This window comes from Rathayibacter sp. VKM Ac-2928 (assembly GCF_022815545.1).
Classification (GTDB): domain Bacteria; phylum Actinomycetota; class Actinomycetes; order Actinomycetales; family Microbacteriaceae; genus Rathayibacter; species Rathayibacter festucae.
Genome location: NZ_JALGRU010000004.1, coordinates 312,785 through 330,123, shown reverse-complemented (window position 1 = coordinate 330,123; position 17,339 = coordinate 312,785). Strand labels below are relative to the sequence as shown.

Below are 17,339 nucleotides of genomic sequence, written 5' to 3'. Positions count from 1 at the left end.
CGGCCCCGGCGGCCCCGCGGACCCGACCGATTGGCCCGTCCTTGAGTGAGCCTCTGCGCACACCCGCCCGCTTCCTGGTCGTCGTCGACGCCGACTCCACGCTGCTGCAGGACGAGGTGATCGAGCTGCTCGCCGCGCACGCGGGCTCCGAGGAGCGCGTCGCCGCGATCACCGAGCGCGCGATGCACGGCGAGATCGACTTCGGCGAGAGCCTGCGCGAGCGCGTCGCCACCCTCGCCGGCGTGCTCGACGACGTCTGCGCCGGAGTGAGCGGCCGCGTCAGGGTCACCCCGGGAGTGGAGGAGCTGATCGCCGGCATCCACGCCGCCGGTGGCCGGATCGGCGTCGTCTCGGGCGGCTTCCACGAGGTGCTCGATCCGGTCGCCGGGGCGCTCGGCCTCGACTTCGTCCGCGCCAACCGGCTCGGCAGCCGCGACGGCCGCCTGACCGGCGCGGTCGAGGGCCCGGTCATCGACGCCGCTGCGAAGGCCGCGGCCCTCTGCGAGTGGGCGGCGGAGTCCGGCGTCCCGCTCCGGCGCGCGATCGCGGTCGGCGACGGCGCGAACGACCTCGAGATGATGCGGGTGGCCGGCCTCTCGGTCGCCTTCAACGCGAAGCCCGTGGTCCGCGAGCGCGCCGACCTCGTCATCGACGGCCTCGATCTCAGCCAGCTGCTGCCGGTCCTCGGCCTGCGCGGCTGACGCCGGTGGGGCGGCGCCTCAGCCGCCCGCCGTCGCGATCAGCGCCGCCGCGCTCAGGGCCAGCGCCCAGCTGACCAGCGAGCCGACCAGGAAGTACTCGGCCTTCGAGCCGCCCTCGCCGTCGCGGGAGATCTCCGGGAAGCGCACGATGCCCTTCGCCGCGAAGACGGCGCCGGCCAGCCCGATCGCTCCGGCGAGGGTGAGCCCGGTCACGAGCAGGCGCTCGAGCGGCCCGATGGCGCGACCGCCGCGGAGATCCGGAACGCGCACCTCCTGGGGTGCCGGCCGGGCGAATCGAGCACGGAGCGAGAAGCGGCTGCGGGCGGCGACCGGCTGCGGCAGCTCGCGGTAGAGCGCGGCGCGCACGACGACGTTGGCGCTCTCGAGGAGGAAGAGCGCGGCGCCCCCGGCGAGCAGCACCTGGGCGATCGGCGGCACCGGCCCGGATCGCCCGAGCTCCGCGTAGGCGTCGACCAGGAGGCCGGCGGCGGGCCCGGCCGCACGATCCAGCACCGAGAGCAGGAGGACCGCGACGACGAGGCCGACGGCGGGTCGGAGCCCACCGGGCGGTCGAGTGCCCGCCGCGGTCGTCGTGAGCAGCAGCCAGGCTCCGGAGAGGACCGCGACGATCGCGACCCCGAGCGGCGGAGCCCCGAGGCCCAGCACTGCGGAGAGCACCGCTCCCACCCAGAGCACGACGATAGCCCCGGCAGCGACCGGCCTGCCGAGGTGCGTCCGAGCGAGGTCGGCCAGCCCGACGAGCGCGAGCAGCAGCGCGGTCAGCACGCGTCCGCCAGCAGCCGCGCGCCGGTGAGCAGGGCGCCCGCGCCCGCGCGCTTCAGCGCCTGCGACACCGCCGACTGCGTGATCGACTCCTGCTCGGCCAGGACCTTCTGCGGCAGCCCGCGCGCGGTGCCGAGCACGAGCCGCCGGTCGCGGTCGCTCATCTCGCCGACGAGGGCGTCGCGGGCGAGGAGGTAGGCGTTCACCGCGGCCTCCTGCGCGTCCGGGGCGTCCGAGGCGATGAACCAGCCCCGGGCGGTCGGCACGGCTCCGTCCTCGAGGGCGTGCGCCCGCTCGATGGCCGCTCGCGCGCGCCACCAGCCGGGCCCGTCCTGCAGGTCGCCGGCGACTCCGGAGCCGACCACCCGGACCTCGCCGCGTCCGAGACCGACCCGGCAGTCCACCCCGGGCGGCAGCGCCAGGCGCGCCTGGAGCGTCGCCCCGAGGGCCGCGGAGACGGAGGCGTAGACCGCCTGGAACTCGTCCCCGACCGTCGGGTGCAGCGGTTCGAGTGCCGGGACCGCCGCGTCGACCGCCGCGAAGCCGCGCTCGATCTCGCGCTGCACGGAGGACCGCGCGGTGATCTCCCGGGAGTCGACCAGGTCGAGCAGCACCGCGACGACGGGGGGTTCGGTCATCGCATAAGCCTACAGCTGATATCCATCGGATATAAGCTCCCAGCTGATACGGTCAGTGACCCATCCCGAGGCCGCCGTCGACGGGGATGACGGCGCCGGAGATGTAGTCCGCCTCGTCGCTCGCCAGCCAGCGGGTGACCTTCGCGACCTCGGCGGCCGTGCCGTAGCGGGCCAGCGGGATGCTCTTGCGGTACTCCGCCTGCTGCTCCGCCGGGAGCTCCGCCGTCATGTCGGTCTCGATGAACCCGGGTGCGACGACGTTCGCCGTGATGTTGCGGGCACCGAGCTCGCGGGTCAGCGACCGGGCGAAGCCGACCAGCGCGGCCTTGGACGAGGAGTAGTTGATCTGGCCCGGTCCGCCGTAGAGGCCGACGACGCTCGAGATCAGGACGATGCGGCCGAACCTCTGCTTCAGCATCGCCTTCGACGCCCGCTTGACGACCCGGAAGGCGCCGGTGAGGTTGGTGTCGATGACGGAGGTGAAGTCCTCCTCCGACATGCGCAGCAGCAGCATGTCGCGGGTGATGCCGGCGTTCGCGACGACGACCTCGACCGGCCCGAGCTCGGCCTCGATCTGCGAGAAGGCCGCGTCGATCGAGGCGGAGTCGGTCACGTCGGCGACGACGGTGAAGGAGCCCTCGGGACCCGAGCCGGAGCGCGCGGTGACCGCGACCCGGTGACCGGCCGCCACGAACTCCTCGGCGATGGCGAAGCCGATCCCCCGGTTGCCCCCCGTGACGAGGACGGTGCGCGGCGTGGTCATGGTGTCCCTCTCCGCCGGCGCGCGGGCGGCTCCGGACGACCCGTACATCTTAGAGGCGCTCGGCGCAACACATCCGCGGATAGGGCAGTCCGAGCCTTCGGTCAGCGCGCACGACGTAGTCTGATGGGGCTGTGAAATCACGCGAATCGCTCACCTCCCTCCCGCCGTCGCCCAGTGCCGCGCGTCGCTCCCGCGCGATCAAGTACTCCATCGCCATGGGCATCAGGATGGTCTGCGTGATCTGCCTGATCTTCGCCCAGGGCTGGTGGCTGCTCTTCTTCGCCCTCGGCGCGATCGTGCTCCCCTACTTCGCCGTCGTGCTCGCCAACGTCGGCAGCGCCGGTGAGAGCGGAACGGTCGAGCGTCCCGGTGCGATCGTGCTGTCCCGGCCGGTGCCGCCCTACCTGCCGCCCACGGCGGACGACGCGGCGCCCTCCGCCGACGCGCCCGAGGGCGGCGACCCGACCGAGGGACGACGGTGATCCCGCTCGGCGGCGTGCCCGATCAGCACGCCTGCTCGCGCGCCGGCTGCGCGCTGACCGCGACCTGGGCGATCGAATGGCGGAATCCGCGCATCCACACGGCGGACCGTCGGAAGACCTGGCTCGCCTGCGGGGAGCACCTCGACTACCTGCGCGAGTTCCTCGCGGCGCGGGAGTTCCCGCTCGAGGTGAAGCCGCTGCTGACGGTGGACCGCGGAGCCGCTCTGTGAGCGCGACGGCGACGCGGCCGTCCTGGCGCTTCGCCTTCTCGCGCCGCTGGTTCGGCTACCTGGCCCTCACGATCGTCTTCGCCGTCGCCTGCGTGCTGCTCTCGCGCTGGCAGGTCGCGCGGCTCGACGAGGCGGCGAGCACCAACCGGCTCGTCACCGCCAACTGGAACGCGGACCCCGTCGCACTCGACGGGCTGCTCCCCGAGGGAGCGAGCTGGGACGACGCGCTCGAGTACCGGCCCGTCAAGGTCAGCGGCGTCTACGAGACCGACGGCGAGACGCTCGTCCGCAACCGGCCGTACAACGGCAATCCCGGCTTCGAGATCCTCACCCCGCTGCGCCTCGCGGACGGCAGCGTCTTCGTCGTCGATCGCGGCTGGGTCCCGGTCGGCTCCACCCAGGACTCCCCCGACGTCGTCCCGGCCCCGCCCGAGGGCGAGGTCACGGTGACGGTGCGGCTCAAGCCCGGCGAGGGCCGCATCGAGGGCCGCGGCGCCCCCGCCGGCCAGATCGCCACGATCCAGCTCGACGACCTCTCCGCCCAGCTCGACGAGCCGCTGCGCACCGCCGGCTACGGGCTGCTGGTCCAGGAGGACCCGGCTCCGATCGAGGAGCGGCCGCTCGCCGCGATCAAGCCGGTCGCCGACGAGGGCCTGCACATCAGCTACGCGATCCAGTGGGTGCTCTTCGCGATCATGGGCTTCGGCGGTCTCGCCTGGGCGATCCGGCACGAGTACCGGATCCGCAACGCCGACGACCCCGAGGTCATCGCCGCCGAGGAGCGCCGCGAGCAGCGCCGCCTCCGCCGCGGCCGCACCGACGCCGAGATCGAGGACGAGCTGCTCGACGCCCGCTGACCGAGCGGGATCCACTGGGAGGACACGCCCGCACACATGCTGGTCGAGTAGCCCCGCAGGGGCGTATCGAGACCCGCCGTCACCAGCAGGGCGGGTCTGCCGACTCGAGCTCTGATGACGGTGGATCTCGATACGCCCGCTTCGCGGGCTACTCGATCAGCATGAGCGCAGTCCCGAGACCTCGAAGGCCGCGGATCAGGCCAGCATGATCAGGTCGAGGTAGTCCGCGGTCCAGTGGTCCTCGGTGCCCTCGGGCATGATCAGCACGCGCTCGGGGTTGAGCGCCTCCACCGCCCCCTCGTCGTGGCTGACCAGGACGACCGCGCCCTCGTAGTGCGCGAGCGCGTCGAGGATCTCCTCGCGGCTGGCCGGGTCGAGGTTGTTGGTGGGCTCGTCGAGCAGCAGCACGTTGGCGCCCGAGACGACGATCATCGCCAGGGCGAGGCGGGTCTTCTCGCCGCCGGAGAGGACTCCGGCCTGCTTGTGCGAGTCGTCGCCGGTGAAGAGGAACGAGCCCAGCACGCGGCGGGCCTCGGTCTCGGTGAGGTTCGGGCTCGAGGAGACCATGTTCTCCAGCACCGAGCGCTTGACGTCGATCGTCTCGTGCTCCTGGGCGTAGTAGCCGATGCGCAGGCCGTGGCCGGCCTCGATCACGCCGGTGTCCGGCGCGTCCACACCGCCCAGAATGCGCAGCAGCGTCGTCTTCCCCGCACCGTTCAGCCCGAGGATGACCACCTTCGAGCCGCGGTCGATCGCGAGGTCGACGGAGGTGAAGATCTCGAGCGAGCCGTAGCTCTTCGAGAGGTTCTGCGCCTGCAGCGGGGTCCGGCCGCAGGCGGACGGGGTCGGGAAGCGGAGCTTCGCGACCCGGTCCACGGCGCGGACCTCCTCGAGGCCGCTGAGCATCCGCTCGGCGCGCGCGACCATCTGGTGCGCGGCCGCGGCCTTCGACGCCTTCGCGCCGAAGCGCGCGGCCTGCAGCTGCAGTGCCCCGGCCTTCTTCTCGACGTTGACGCGCTCCTTCTTGCGGCGCTCCTCGTCGGCCGCGCGCTGGCGGAGGTAGTTCTTCCAGTTCATGTTGTAGACGTCGATGACCTGGCGGTTGGCGTCCAGGTAGAAGACGCGGTTCACGGTCTCGCCGACCAGCTCGATGTCGTGGCTGATCACGATGAAGCCGCCGCGGTAGTTCTTCAGGAACTCGCGGAGCCAGACCACGGAGTCGGCGTCGAGGTGGTTGGTCGGCTCGTCGAGGATGAGCGTCTGCGCGTCGGAGAAGAGGATGCGGGCGAGCTCGATGCGGCGGCGCTGACCACCCGAGAGCGTCTTCAGCGGCTGGTCGAGGATCCGGTCCGGCAGGTTCAGGTTGCTCGCGATCGACGCCGCCTCGGCCTCCGCCGCGTAGCCGCCGAGCGAGAGGAAGCGGTCGGTCAGGTTGCCGTACTTCTTCATCCCGGCCTCGCTGACGGCCGTGTCGCTGCTCGACATCGCGACGGTGGCCTCCTGCATGCCCAGCACCAGCTGGCCGAGGCCGCGGGCGTCGAGGATGCGCGTGCGCGCCAGCTCCTCGGGATCGCCGGAGCGCGGGTCCTGCGGCAGGTAGCCGATCTCGCCGCCGCGGTCGACCGATCCCTTCGCGGCGATGAGGTCGCCGGCGAGGACCTTGGTCAGCGTCGTCTTGCCCGCGCCGTTGCGGCCGACGAGGCCGACCTTGTCGCCGTCGCCGACTCTGAAGGACACGTTCTCCATCAGGAGTCGGGCGCCGACTCGGAGTTCGAGGTCGTGCACGCTGAGCACTGTGCTGTCCGTTCCCGCCAAGAAATGGCGTTCGGTTCGGGAGGTGTGGGGCAAGAGGCCGCGGAGCGGCAGCCCCCTAGTATATTTCCTGAGCCGCGGGGCGGATCCACGTCCGCTCACCGCGGACGCGCTCGCTCCTCGCTCTCGGGCGACACGGTCTTTGGAGAACAGACATGTCCAGCTACTCTCTCGCCCCGTCGCGACCGGTCCTGGCGGACCGGCTGCTCACCCGCTCGCTGGTCACCGATCTGGTGCTCGTCCTCGCCGCCGCCGCGTTCACGGCCGGCATGGCGCAGCTGTACATCCCGATGTGGCCGGTCCCGATCACGGGCCAGACCTTCGCCGTCCTGCTCGTCGGCACCACGCTCGGCGCCCTCCGCGGCGCGCTCTCGATGGGCGTCTACGCGCTCGTCGGCGCCCTCGGCGCCCCGATCTTCACCGAGGGCTCGAGCGGCTGGGCCGTCCTGGCCGGCCCGACCGGCGGCTACATCGTCGGCTTCGTCCTCGCCTCGATCGTCACCGGCTGGCTCGCGCAGCGCCAGTGGGACCGCCGCGTCGTCGGCACCGCCGTGACCTTCCTCGCGGGCACCGCCACGATCTACCTGGTCGGACTCCCCTGGCTCGCCACCGCGCTCGGCTCGATGGGCTACCCGGCCGACCTCGGCTCGGTGCTGACCGCCGGCCTCGTGCCCTTCCTCGTCGGCGACACCCTCAAGATCCTGCTCGCCGCCGCGCTCCTGCCCACCACGTGGGCGCTGCTCGGCCGCCGCAAGGGCTGACCCGCCCCGCACGCACGACGAAGGGCCCGGAGGATGATCCTCCGGGCCCTTCCCCGTACCTGACGCCGATCGAGCGGCGCGGCTCTAGATCGAGAAGCCGAGGGCGCGCATCATGTCGCGGCCGTCCTCGGTGATCCGGTCCGGACCCCACGGCGGCATCCAGACCCAGTTGATCCGGAACGCCTCCACGACGCCGTCGAGCGACTCCGCGGTCTGCTCCTCGAGCACGTCCGTCAGCGGGCAGCCCGCCGACGTCAGCGTCATGTGGATGACCAGGGCGTCGTTCTCGTCGTCCCAGCCCAGGTCGTAGATGAGACCGAGGTCAACGACGTTGACGCCGAGCTCGGGGTCCATGACGTCCTTGAGCGCCTCCTCGACCTGGTCGAAGAGCTTCGGGTCGAGCGTGGTGACCGCCATGATCAGGCCGTCGCCGGGGCGAGGAAGCGGTCGTAGCCCTCGTCCTCGAGACGGGTCGCGAGCTCCTTGCCGCCCTGCTCGGCGATCCGGCCGGCGACGAAGACGTGCACGAAGTCGGGCTGGATGTAGCGCAGGATCCGCGTGTAGTGCGTGATCAGCAGGACGCCGAGACCGGTCGAGGCGTGGGCGCGGTTGACGCCCTCCGAGACGATCTTGAGCGCGTCGACGTCGAGGCCGGAGTCGGTCTCGTCGAGGACGGCGAACTGCGGGGCGAGCAGCTCGAGCTGCAGGATCTCGTTGCGCTTCTTCTCGCCGCCGGAGAAGCCCTCGTTGACGTTGCGCGCCGCGAAGGACGGGTCCATCCGCAGGTCGGCCATGGCCTTCTTGACGTCCTTGGTCCAGGTGCGGATCGCCGGCGCCTCGCCCGCGATCGCGGTCTTGGCCGTGCGGAGGAAGTTGGTGTTGGTCACGCCGGGGATCTCGACCGGGTACTGCATGGCGAGGAAGAGGCCGGCGCGAGCGCGCTCGTCGACGGTCATGTCGAGGACCTCGACGCCGTCGAGGGTGATCGAGCCGCCGTCGACGTGGTACTTCGGGTGGCCCGCGATCGTGTACGCGAGGGTGGACTTGCCGGACCCGTTCGGGCCCATCACGGCGTGGATCTCACCCTGGTTGATGGTGAGGTCGACACCGCGGAGGATCTGCTTGGTCCCCTGCTCGGTCTCGACACTGACGTGGAGATCGCTGATCTGGAGAACGGACATTCAGACTTCCTTCGTGACGGTCGGGTCGATGTAGACGTCGCCGTCGATGACCTCGACGACGAAGACGGGAACCGGCTCGAAGGCCGGCAGGTTCAGGGGGGCGCCGGTGCGCAGCGAGAACGCCGAGCCGTGGGCCCAGCACTCGAGGGTGTCGTCCTCGACGAAGCCCTCGGCGAGGGAGACCTCGCCGTGCGTGCAGGTGTCGCCGATGGCGTGGATCTCGCCGGCCGTGTCCTGCACGATCGCGATGGCGATGCCGTCGACGACGTAGCGGACGGCCTGATTGGGGATCAGCTCCGAGGCGGCGCAGATCTTCGCGGCGTCGCTCATGCGGACACCTCCGGCGTGTACGCGCCGGTCTGCCCGGCGCTGCCGGCCAGCTCGGCCTCGATCGCGAGCTGGAGGCGGTCCTCGAGCTCGGTCACGCCGATCTGCTGCACGATCTCGCTGAGGAAGCCGCGAACGACCAGGCGGCGCGCCTCATCCTCGCGGATGCCGCGCGACTGCAGGTAGAAGAGCTGCTCGTCGTCGAAGCGGCCGGTCGCCGAGGCGTGGCCCGCTCCGGCGATGTCGCCGGTCTCGATCTCGAGGTTCGGGATCGAGTCGGCCCGCGTGCCGTCCGAGAGGACCAGGTTGCGGTTCTGCTCGTAGCTGTCGGTGCCGTTCGCGCTCTGGCGGATCAGCACGTCGCCGATCCAGACCGTCCGCGCGCCCTGACCCTGCAGCGCGCCCTTGTAGGTGACGCGGCTGCGGGTGTCGGGGGCGTCGTGGTCGACGTAGACCTGCTGCTCGAGGTGCTGGCCGCCGTCGGCGAAGTACAGGCCGAGGAGCTCGCCGTCGGCGCCGCGCTCGACGAGGTGCGCCGAGGGGTTCACCCGGACGATCGAGCCGCCGAGGGTGACGACGATGTGCTTGACCTTCGCGTCGCGGCCGACGCGGAGGAAGTGGTTCGCGAGGTGGCGGGCGTCGTCGGCCCACTCCTGCAGCGTCACGATGGTCAGCTGCGCGCCCTCGCCGACGAGGACCTCGACGTTCTCGGCGAGAGTCGCCTCGCCCTCGTTCTGCAGCACGACGACGCCGCGCGCGTACGGCGCGGCCTCGATGATCGTGTGCGCGGCACGGGGAGCGGAGCCGAGACCGGTGCGCACGAGCGTCGCGACCTTCTCGTCCTCGCCGGTCACCCGGATCGAGAGCGCCTGCTCGAACTGCGACCAGGCGTTCGCGGCGGCGCGGTCCTCGGGGAGGCCGGCGGTGCCGATCCGCGCGTCGTCGCGACCGACCCAGGAGACGTCGACGCCCTCGACCGCCGTCGACTCCAGTGGAGTCGGCGAGCCGTTGAGGGGGCCGTCGATCAGGTCGCCGAGGCGGGCGACCGGGGTCAGCTTCCAGGCGATCTCGCGACCGGTGACCGTCTCGAAGGCGTCGACGTCGGTGGACGCGAAGCGCTCGGAGCGGGTCTGCACGGGCGTGAACGCCCCGTCGGAGTGCGCGGCGATGCCCAGGCGCGCGGCGGCGTCCGCGCCGTCGATCGCAGGGGACGTCGGGGCGCTCGTGGGGACCGTCATCAGGCGGTGGTTCCTTTCGAAGGGTGCTGGCCGCCCGACTCGGGCGGCCTCGGGGCCGGTGGGGCGAGCGTCAGCCGACGCTGCCCTCCATCCCCATCTCGATGAGCTTGTTGAGCTCGAGGGCGTACTCCATCGGCAGCTCGCGCGCGATCGGCTCGATGAAGCCGCGGACGATCATGGCCATGGCCTCGTCCTCCGGCATGCCGCGGGACATCAGGTAGAAGAGCTGCTCCTCGCTGACCTTCGAGACCGTGGCCTCGTGGCCGAGCTGGACGTCGTCCACGCGGATGTCGATCGCCGGGTAGGTGTCCGAGCGCGAGATCGTGTCGACCAGGAGCGCGTCGCAGCGCACCGTGTTCGCGGAGTGGTGCGCGTTGGCGTCCACCCGGACCTCGCCGCGGTAGCCGGCTCGGCCACCGCCGCGGGCGATCGACTTGGAGACGATCGACGACTGCGTGTACGGAGCCATGTGGATCATCTTCGCGCCGGCGTCCTGGTGCTGGCCGGGGCCCGCGAACGCGACGGAGAGGGTCTCGCCCTTGGCGTGCTCGCCGACCAGGAAGATCGACGGGTACTTCATGGTGACCTTGGAGCCGATGTTGCCGTCGATCCACTCCATCGTCGCGCCCTCGTGAGCGATCGCGCGCTTGGTGACGAGGTTGTAGACGTTGTTCGACCAGTTCTGGATCGTCGTGTAGCGCACGCGGGCGTTCTTCTTCACGATGATCTCGACGACGGCCGAGTGCAGCGAGTCCGACTTGTAGATCGGCGCCGTGCAGCCCTCGATGTAGTGGACGTAGCTGCCCTCGTCCGCGATGATCAGCGTCCGCTCGAACTGGCCCATGTTCTCGGTGTTGATCCGGAAGTAGGCCTGCAGCGGGATGTCGACGCGCACGCCCTTGGGGACGTACACGAACGAGCCGCCGGACCAGACCGCCGTGTTCAGCGCGGCGAACTTGTTGTCGCCGGCCGGGATGACCGTGCCGAAGTACTCCTCGAAGATCTCGGGGTGCTCGCGGAGGGCGGTGTCGGTGTCCATGAAGATGACGCCCTGCTCCTCCAGGTCCTCGCGGATCTGGTGGTAGACGACCTCGGACTCGTACTGCGCGGCCACGCCGCCGACGAGGCGCTGGCGCTCCGCCTCGGGGATGCCGAGCTTCTCGTACGTGTTCTTGATGTCGTCCGGGAGGTCCTCCCAGGTCTGCGCCTGCTTCTCGGTGGAGCGGACGAAGTACTTGATGTTGTCGAAGTCGATGTCCGACAGGTCGGCGCCCCAGGTGGGCATCGGCTTGCGCTCGAAGAGGGCGAGCGCCTTCATGCGCCGCTCGCGCATCCAGGCCGGCTCGTTCTTGAGCGCGGAGATGTCGGAGACGACCTCGGGCGAGATGCCGCGGCGCGCTGAGGCGCCGGCGGAGTCCGAGTCGGACCAGCCGAACTCGTAGACGCCCAGGCTCGCGAGCTCGGGGCGGTCGATCAGGATGTCTGACATAAGTACCTCGTTTCCTACCCACTGGTAACCGGTCGGGTTCCGGAGTCATTCCCCGAGGGGGATCCGAGGAGCGCATCCGGGCCGATCACGCCATCGAGTCGATGGGCGGAGCGGAGCGGTGCGTCCCGGGAAGTCCTGAGGCTTGCGGTGGCGCTCCATCGGGCCGAGGTCCGGGTCTCGCCGTCACGGCGACCGACGCGTCCCGCGTCGAACCTGAACCAACTACTCATTCTACGGAAGCCGTGCTCCCAGTGGAACCTCTGCACCTGGGTGTCGCCCGGGCACCGGAGCCCGCGCCGCCAGACCCGCATGACCACACCCGTGTCGGTGGTCCGTGCTGGAGTGTCCGTATGACGAACGACGACAGCATCCCGACCCTCCCCCGCCTCCTCCTCGCGCTCGCGCGCACCGGCCTGGAGCCGAGGCTCGCCCGCGACTTCGGCTCGCTGGCCGAGCCGCTCGCGCGGTGCCTCCCGCTGCCGCGGCTCGCGCTCGCACTGGTCCGGCTGCGCCGGCACCTGCGGTCGGGCGGGAAGGGCCCCCGAGCCGACCACCGTCCGAGTCAGAGCGCGGGCGCGAGCTCCTCGACGGCCTGCCGACGCTGAGCGCGCACCGTGAAGAGCTGCGGATTCACGTCGAGCAGGACCCGCAGCGCACCGACCCACACGAACGCGGAGCCTAGGAGGTGGACGGCGACGAGCGCCTCCGGCAGGGCGAGGAGCGACTGGGCGACGCCCACCAGCGCCTGCAGCCCCACCACGACGAGGAAGGTGATCACGCGGCGCCGTGCCAGCTCGGAGCCCGGCACGCGCGCCAGCAGCACCAGCAGCACGAGGCCGAGCACGAGCGTGCCCGTCCCGAGGACCCCGTGCACGACGGTGACGCTCTCCCAGTGGAACCGCATCCGCGGAACCTCGGCCGAGTCGCCCGCGTGCGGACCGGTGCCGGTCACCAGGGTGCCGACGGCGATCACGGCCAGCGTCACCGCGACGAGCGCGATGCTCACGCCGCGCGTCAGCGCGTCCGGCTCGAACGCGACGGACTGCGAGCGGTGCGCGCGGTGCCAGGTCAGCGCCGTGGTCGTCAGCAGGGCGATCGCGAGCATGAAGTGACCAGCGACGATGTAGGGGTTGAGGCCCGAGTGCACGGTCGCTCCGCCCGCGAGCGCGTTCGCCACCACGAGCCAGAACTGCGACCAGGCCAGGCGGGTCATCGTGCGGTCGCGCGGCTTCTGCAGCCGGGCCGCAGTGATGGCCCAGCCGACCGCGACGATCAGCACGCCGGTGAAGGCGCGGTTGGTGAACTCGATGAAGCCGTGGATCCCGAGCTCGGGCGTCGAGGTCAGCGAGCCCGCGTCGCAGGCGGGCCAGGTCGGGCAGCCGAGGCCCGAGCCGGTCAGGCGCACGACGCCGCCGAAGAAGATGATCAGGATGCTCGCGACGAGGGCGGCCGTCGTCCCCCAGCGCAGGGCGCGGGGACTCAGGGTGACCCGCTCGGCGAGGAACGAGAACGGCGTCACCATCAGAACGGCAGCAGCGGGTCGATGCCGACGGCGAGGAACAGCAGCGTGAGGTATCCGATCGAGCCGTGGAAGACGCGCATCGGCGAGACGTGCTCGTGACGGATCGCGAGGCTGTAGAGGCGGTGCGTCTCGGCGATGAACCAGACACCGCTGGCGAGGGCGACGACCGTGTAGACGACGCCCATGCCGGCGACGGGGATGAGCAGCAGGGAGCACGCGACGGTGGCCCACGCGTAGAGGATGACCTGGAGACCGACGATGCTGCGCCCGCGGACGACGGCGAGCATCGGCACGCCGGCGGCGCGGTAGTCCTCGCGGTACTTCATCGAGAGCGGCCAGTAGTGCGGCGGCGTCCAGAGGAAGATGACCGAGAACAGGATGATCGGCGCCCAGTCGAGCGAGTTCGTGACCGCGGCCCAGCCGATCAGCACGGGCATGCAGCCCGCGATGCCGCCCCAGACGATGTTCTGCGGCGTGCGGCGCTTGAGGAACAGCGTGTAGAAGAGCACGTAGATGAGGATCGCGGCGAGCGAGAGCGACGCGGCCAGCCAGTTGGCGGTCAGGCCGAGCCAGACGATCGACAGCACGCCGATCGTGGTCGCGAAGACCAGCGCCTCCCGGTCGGAGACCTCGCCGGTGACGAGCGGGCGGTTGCGGGTCCGCTTCATCACGCGGTCGATGTCGCGGTCGATGTAGCAGTTGAACGCGCCGGCCGACCCGGCGCTGAGCGCCCCGCCGATGAGGACGTTGAGGACCAGCAGCAGGTTCGGGATCCCGTTCTGCGCCAGGATCATCGTGGGCGCGGTGACCACGAGCAGCAGCTCGATCACCCGCGGCTTCGTCAGCGCGACGTACGCCCTCACCTTGCGCGACAGGGGCGACCGGACGGGCCCTCCCCGCTCGATCGCGGTGGTCTCTGCGACTACGTCCATTGCTCCTCTAACGATCGATGATCCCGAACGAGTGTAATGCGCGCCGGACGGGGTCGGGCCCGGAGTGCACGCTTGTCCAATCGGACGCCGACATATGCGAGGCGCAACCCCCGATCCCCGGCGCACCCCCCTCCGTATACTCGGAACTGCTCGCCAGAGCGCCCGGCCCGCACCCGAGTTCCGCCCGACTGATCAGTCGCGCGAGGCCGAACGGGGCGTCGTCGGAAGCATCGTGTCGAAGTCGTCATGCGCGCTCCACCATGCGAGAGGGCGGACGGTCCCCGTCTGCCCCACGTCTCGAGAAGGGTCAGTACCTAGTGTCAGAACTGCAATGGGATTCCATTGACGAGAAGGCAGTCGACACGGCGAGGGTTCTCGCCGCGGACGCGGTCGAGAAGGTCGGCAACGGCCACCCCGGCACCGCCATGAGCCTCGCGCCGGCCGCGTACCTCCTGTTCCAGAAGGTCATGCGCCGCGATCCGTCCGACGCCACCTGGATCGGCCGCGACCGCTTCATCCTGTCGGTCGGCCACTCCTCGCTGACGCAGTACGTCCAGTTCTACCTGGGCGGCTACGGCCTCGAGCTCGACGACCTCAAGGCGCTGCGCACCTGGGGCTCGAAGACCCCGGGCCACCCCGAGTACGGCCACACCGACGGCGTCGAGATCACCACCGGCCCGCTCGGCCAGGGTCTCGCCTCGGCCGTCGGCTTCGCCTACGCGGCGCGCTTCGAGCGCGACCTGTTCGACCCCGAGGCCGCCGCGGGCACCTCGCCGTTCGACCACTTCGTCTACGTCATCGCCGGCGACGGCGACCTGCAGGAGGGCATCACCAGCGAGGCCTCCTCGCTCGCCGGCCACCAGCAGCTCGGCAACCTCGTCGTCATCTACGACTCCAACCAGATCTCGATCGAGGACGACACCAACATCGCCTTCACCGAGGACGTCAAGGCGCGCTACGAGGCCTACGACTGGCAGGTCCAGGTCGTCGACTGGAAGAAGACCGGCGAGTACCACGAGGACGTCGCCGAGCTGCACGCCGCGATCGAGGCCGCCAAGGGCGAGACCGACAAGCCGTCGCTCATCATCCTGCGCACGATCATCGGCTGGCCCTCGCCGAAGAAGCAGAACACCGGCAAGATCCACGGCTCCGCCCTCGGCGCCGACGAGCTCCGCGGCCTCAAGGAGGTGCTCGGCTTCGACCCCGAGAAGACCTTCGACGTCGCCGACGAGGTCATCGAGCACACCCGCAAGGCCGTCGAGCGCGGCCAGGCGCAGCACGCCGAGTGGAACGAGCAGCTCGAGGCGTGGGCGACCGCGAACCCCGAGAAGAAGGTCCTGCTCGACCGCGTCCTGAGCGGCGACCTCCCCGAGGGCGTCCAGGAGGCCCTCCCGGTCTTCGAGCCCGGCAAGGAGGTGTCGACCCGCGCCGCGTCCGGCAAGGTCATCAACGCCCTCGCCGGCGTCGTGCCCGAGCTCTGGGGCGGCTCCGCCGACCTCGCCGAGTCGAACAACACGACCATCGAGGGCGCCGGCTCCTTCGTGCCGAGCGAGTTCTCGACCCACGAGTGGACCGGCAAGAAGGGCGGCCGCGTGCTGCACTTCGGCATCCGCGAGCACGCCATGGGCGCGATCCTCAACGGCATCGTCCTGCACGGCAACACCCGCCCCTTCGGCGGCACCTTCCTGATCTTCTCCGACTACATGCGCCCGGCGGTCCGTCTCGCCGCGCTCATGAAGGCGCCGGCCATCTATGTCTGGACCCACGACTCCGTGGCGCTCGGCGAGGACGGCCCGACGCACCAGCCGGTCGAGCAGCTGGCGGCCCTCCGCGCGATCCCGGGACTGGACATCGTCCGCCCCGGCGACGCCAACGAGGTCGCCTACGCCTGGAAGACGATCCTGGAGCGCCGCGAGGGCCCGGCCGGCCTCGCGCTGACCCGCCAGAACATCCCCGTCTTCGAGCGCGGAGAGGGCGACGCCACCGGCGAGACCTTCGCCCACGCGTCGAACGTCGCCCGCGGCGCGTACATCCTCGCCGAGGCGCCGAACGGCACCCCGGACGTGATCCTCATCGCCACCGGCTCCGAGGTGCAGATCGCCGTCGAGGCGCGCGAGCTGCTCAAGGGCGAGGGCGTCAACGCCCGCGTCGTCTCGGCCCCGTCGCTCGAGTGGTTCGAGGAGCAGGACGCCGAGTACCGCGAGAAGGTGCTGCCCTCCGCCGTGAAGGCGCGCGTCTCGATCGAGGCCGGCCTCAGCCTCGGCTGGCAGAAGTACGTCGGCGACGCCGGCCGCTCGGTCTCCATCGAGCACTTCGGCGCCTCCGCCGACTACAAGACCCTGTTCCGCGAGTTCGGGATCACCACCGAGGCGGCCATCACCGCCGCCAAGGAGTCGCTCGCGGCGTCCTGACCACGAAGGCCGCGTCCACCCGGGCGCGGCCTTCGCCGTCGGCCCCACGACTCCCCACCGACCCGCACCATCTAGCGAGAAGAAGAGACATGACCGAGAACACCCCCACCGCAGACCTCTCCGCCGCCGGCGTCAGCATCTGGCTCGACGACCTGTCGCGCTCGCGCATCTCGAGCGGCGGGCTGCAGAAGCTCATCGACGAGAAGAACGTCGTCGGAGTCACGACCAACCCCACGATCTTCGCCGCGGCCCTCGCCAAGGGCGAGTCCTACGACGAGCAGGTCGAGGAGCTCGCCGCCGCCGACACCTCGGTGACCGACGCGGTCTTCGCGATCACCACCGACGACGTCGCCGCCGCCTCCGACGTCTTCCGCCCGATCTACGACGCGACCAACGGCTACGACGGCCGCGTCTCGATCGAGGTCGAGCCGGGCCTCGCGCACGACGCGCAGGGCACCATCGAGCAGGCCAAGGCCCTCTGGGCCAAGGTCGACCGCCCGAACGCGATGATCAAGATCCCCGCGACCGTCGAGGGCCTCGAGGCCATCACCGAGGCCATCGGCTCCGGCATCTCGGTCAACGTCACGCTGATCTTCTCGCTCGCCCGCTACCGCGCCGTCATCAACGCGTACCTCGCCGGCCTCGAGAAGGCCAAGGACGCCGGCATCGACCTGTCGACGATCCACTCCGTCGCCTCGTTCTTCGTGTCGCGCGTCGACACCGAGATCGACAAGCGCCTCGAGGCCGTCGGCACCGACGAGGCCCTCGCGCTGAAGAGCAAGGCCGGCGTCGCCAACGCGCAGCTCGCCTACGAGGTCTTCGTCGAGGCGTTCGCCACCGAGCGCGCGCTGCTCCTGCAGGAGTCCGGCGCCAACCGCCAGCGGCCGCTGTGGGCCTCGACCGGCGTCAAGTCGACCGATCTGCCCGACACCCTCTACGTGACCGAGCTGGTCGCCGCGGGCGTCGTCAACACCATGCCCGAGAAGACCCTCGAGGCGACCTTCGACCACGGCGTCATCGCCGGCGACACGGTGACCGGCTCCTACGCCGACGCCAACGCCGTCCTCGACGCCGTCGCCGCGCAGGGCGTCTCCTACGCCGAGGTCACCGAGCTGCTCGAGAAGGAGGGCGTCGAGAAGTTCGTCGTCTCCTGGAACGAGCTGCTCGACACCGTCACCGCCGCGCTCGAGGGCGCGAAGGCGAAGGCCTGAT

19 protein-coding genes are annotated in these 17,339 nt (G+C 70.9%); 8 read left to right on the top strand and 11 right to left on the bottom strand.

The genetic code is table 11. The annotated features are described in order from the left end of the window. Positions 1–41: 41 nt before the first annotated feature. The gene (gene serB, locus MT350_RS16055; RefSeq protein ID WP_243599987.1) at positions 42–701 is read left to right on the top strand and encodes a phosphoserine phosphatase SerB; all 660 of its coding nucleotides are present in this window, start codon (positions 42–44) and stop codon (positions 699–701) included. A gap of 18 nt (positions 702–719) precedes the next feature. Here serB and MT350_RS16050 read toward each other — a convergent pair whose 3' ends face one another. From MT350_RS16050 to MT350_RS16040, 3 genes are read right to left on the bottom strand one after another with little or no spacing between them, the layout of a single operon-like run. Then, positions 720–1,487 (bottom strand): hypothetical protein, encoded by a 768-nt coding sequence (locus MT350_RS16050; protein WP_243599986.1) that lies wholly within the window; start codon positions 1,485–1,487, stop codon positions 720–722. Next, positions 1,481–2,122, bottom strand: coding sequence for a SatD family protein (locus MT350_RS16045; protein WP_243599985.1), 642 nt, complete (start codon positions 2,120–2,122; stop codon positions 1,481–1,483). Before MT350_RS16045 ends, MT350_RS16050 begins: the two co-directional genes overlap by 7 nt. 52 nt (positions 2,123–2,174) lie before the next feature. After that, positions 2,175–2,885 carry a beta-ketoacyl-ACP reductase gene (locus MT350_RS16040; protein WP_243599984.1) on the bottom strand — a complete coding sequence of 237 codons (711 nt, stop codon included), beginning with the start codon at positions 2,883–2,885 and terminating at the stop codon, positions 2,175–2,177. A gap of 131 nt (positions 2,886–3,016) precedes the next feature. On the opposite strand from MT350_RS16040, the gene MT350_RS16035 reads away from it, so the two are divergent. Genes MT350_RS16035 through MT350_RS16025 form a run of 3 tightly spaced genes read left to right on the top strand, consistent with a single transcriptional unit; the run spans position 3,017 to position 4,454 of the window. Further along, a complete protein-coding gene (locus MT350_RS16035) occupies positions 3,017–3,367 on the top strand; it encodes a DUF3099 domain-containing protein (RefSeq protein ID WP_243599983.1) in 351 nt (116 codons plus the stop codon). Beyond that, positions 3,364–3,597 carry a hypothetical protein gene (locus MT350_RS16030; RefSeq protein WP_243582970.1) on the top strand — a complete coding sequence of 78 codons (234 nt, stop codon included), beginning with the start codon at positions 3,364–3,366 and terminating at the stop codon, positions 3,595–3,597. The genes MT350_RS16035 and MT350_RS16030 overlap by 4 nt, the downstream gene beginning before the upstream one ends. Further along, the gene (locus tag MT350_RS16025; RefSeq protein WP_243599982.1) at positions 3,594–4,454 is read left to right on the top strand and encodes an SURF1 family protein; all 861 of its coding nucleotides are present in this window, start codon (positions 3,594–3,596) and stop codon (positions 4,452–4,454) included. Before MT350_RS16030 ends, MT350_RS16025 begins: the two co-directional genes overlap by 4 nt. A 195-nt stretch (positions 4,455–4,649) precedes the next feature. On the opposite strand, the gene MT350_RS16020 is transcribed toward MT350_RS16025, so the two are convergent. Further along, the gene (locus MT350_RS16020; RefSeq protein WP_243599981.1) at positions 4,650–6,248 is read right to left on the bottom strand and encodes an ABC-F family ATP-binding cassette domain-containing protein; all 1,599 of its coding nucleotides are present in this window, start codon (positions 6,246–6,248) and stop codon (positions 4,650–4,652) included. Between the two features lie 173 nt (positions 6,249–6,421). Between MT350_RS16020 and MT350_RS16015 the strand changes: the two genes are divergently transcribed. After that, positions 6,422–7,027 carry a biotin transporter BioY gene (locus MT350_RS16015; RefSeq protein WP_243599980.1) on the top strand — a complete coding sequence of 202 codons (606 nt, stop codon included), beginning with the start codon at positions 6,422–6,424 and terminating at the stop codon, positions 7,025–7,027. Positions 7,028–7,111: 84 nt separating this feature from the next. Here the strand turns inward: MT350_RS16015 and MT350_RS16010 are convergent, their stop codons facing one another. The 5 genes from MT350_RS16010 to sufB all read right to left on the bottom strand — a co-directional run bounded on the left by MT350_RS16010 (position 7,112) and on the right by sufB (position 11,262). Continuing rightward, a complete protein-coding gene (locus MT350_RS16010; protein ID WP_123446284.1) occupies positions 7,112–7,444 on the bottom strand; it encodes a metal-sulfur cluster assembly factor in 333 nt (110 codons plus the stop codon). 2 nt (positions 7,445–7,446) lie between these two features. Continuing rightward, positions 7,447–8,208, bottom strand: coding sequence for a Fe-S cluster assembly ATPase SufC (gene sufC / locus MT350_RS16005; RefSeq protein WP_123446283.1), 762 nt, complete (start codon positions 8,206–8,208; stop codon positions 7,447–7,449). Beyond that, positions 8,209–8,538: a non-heme iron oxygenase ferredoxin subunit gene (locus MT350_RS16000; RefSeq protein WP_123735785.1), complete on the bottom strand. Its 330-nt coding sequence runs from the start codon at positions 8,536–8,538 to the stop codon at positions 8,209–8,211. It abuts the gene before it with no gap. After that, positions 8,535–9,773: a Fe-S cluster assembly protein SufD gene (gene sufD, locus MT350_RS15995; protein WP_243599979.1), complete on the bottom strand. Its 1,239-nt coding sequence runs from the start codon at positions 9,771–9,773 to the stop codon at positions 8,535–8,537. Before sufD ends, MT350_RS16000 begins: the two co-directional genes overlap by 4 nt. Positions 9,774–9,843: 70 nt before the next feature. Beyond that, positions 9,844–11,262 carry a Fe-S cluster assembly protein SufB gene (gene sufB / locus MT350_RS15990; protein ID WP_123446280.1) on the bottom strand — a complete coding sequence of 473 codons (1,419 nt, stop codon included), beginning with the start codon at positions 11,260–11,262 and terminating at the stop codon, positions 9,844–9,846. A gap of 350 nt (positions 11,263–11,612) precedes the next feature. On the opposite strand from sufB, the gene MT350_RS15985 reads away from it, so the two are divergent. Then, on the top strand, positions 11,613–11,867 hold the full coding sequence (locus MT350_RS15985) for a hypothetical protein (RefSeq protein ID WP_243599978.1): 255 nt from the start codon (positions 11,613–11,615) through the stop codon (positions 11,865–11,867). On the opposite strand, the gene MT350_RS15980 is transcribed toward MT350_RS15985, so the two are convergent. Together MT350_RS15980 and MT350_RS15975 are read right to left on the bottom strand one after the other, a co-directional pair. After that, positions 11,825–12,784, bottom strand: coding sequence for a heme A synthase (locus MT350_RS15980; RefSeq protein WP_243599977.1), 960 nt, complete (start codon positions 12,782–12,784; stop codon positions 11,825–11,827). The two genes, MT350_RS15985 and MT350_RS15980, sit on opposite strands and share 43 nt — an antisense overlap. After that, the gene (locus MT350_RS15975) at positions 12,784–13,716 is read right to left on the bottom strand and encodes a heme o synthase (protein WP_123735788.1); all 933 of its coding nucleotides are present in this window, start codon (positions 13,714–13,716) and stop codon (positions 12,784–12,786) included. Before MT350_RS15975 ends, MT350_RS15980 begins: the two co-directional genes overlap by 1 nt. A 317-nt stretch (positions 13,717–14,033) precedes the next feature. On the opposite strand from MT350_RS15975, the gene tkt reads away from it, so the two are divergent. Then, positions 14,034–16,127, top strand: a complete 2,094-nt coding sequence (gene tkt / locus MT350_RS15970; RefSeq protein ID WP_243616264.1) for a transketolase — start codon at positions 14,034–14,036, stop codon at positions 16,125–16,127. Between the two features lie 89 nt (positions 16,128–16,216). Beyond that, positions 16,217–17,338, top strand: coding sequence for a transaldolase (gene tal / locus MT350_RS15965; protein WP_123446275.1), 1,122 nt, complete (start codon positions 16,217–16,219; stop codon positions 17,336–17,338). Position 17,339: the final 1 nt, after the last annotated feature.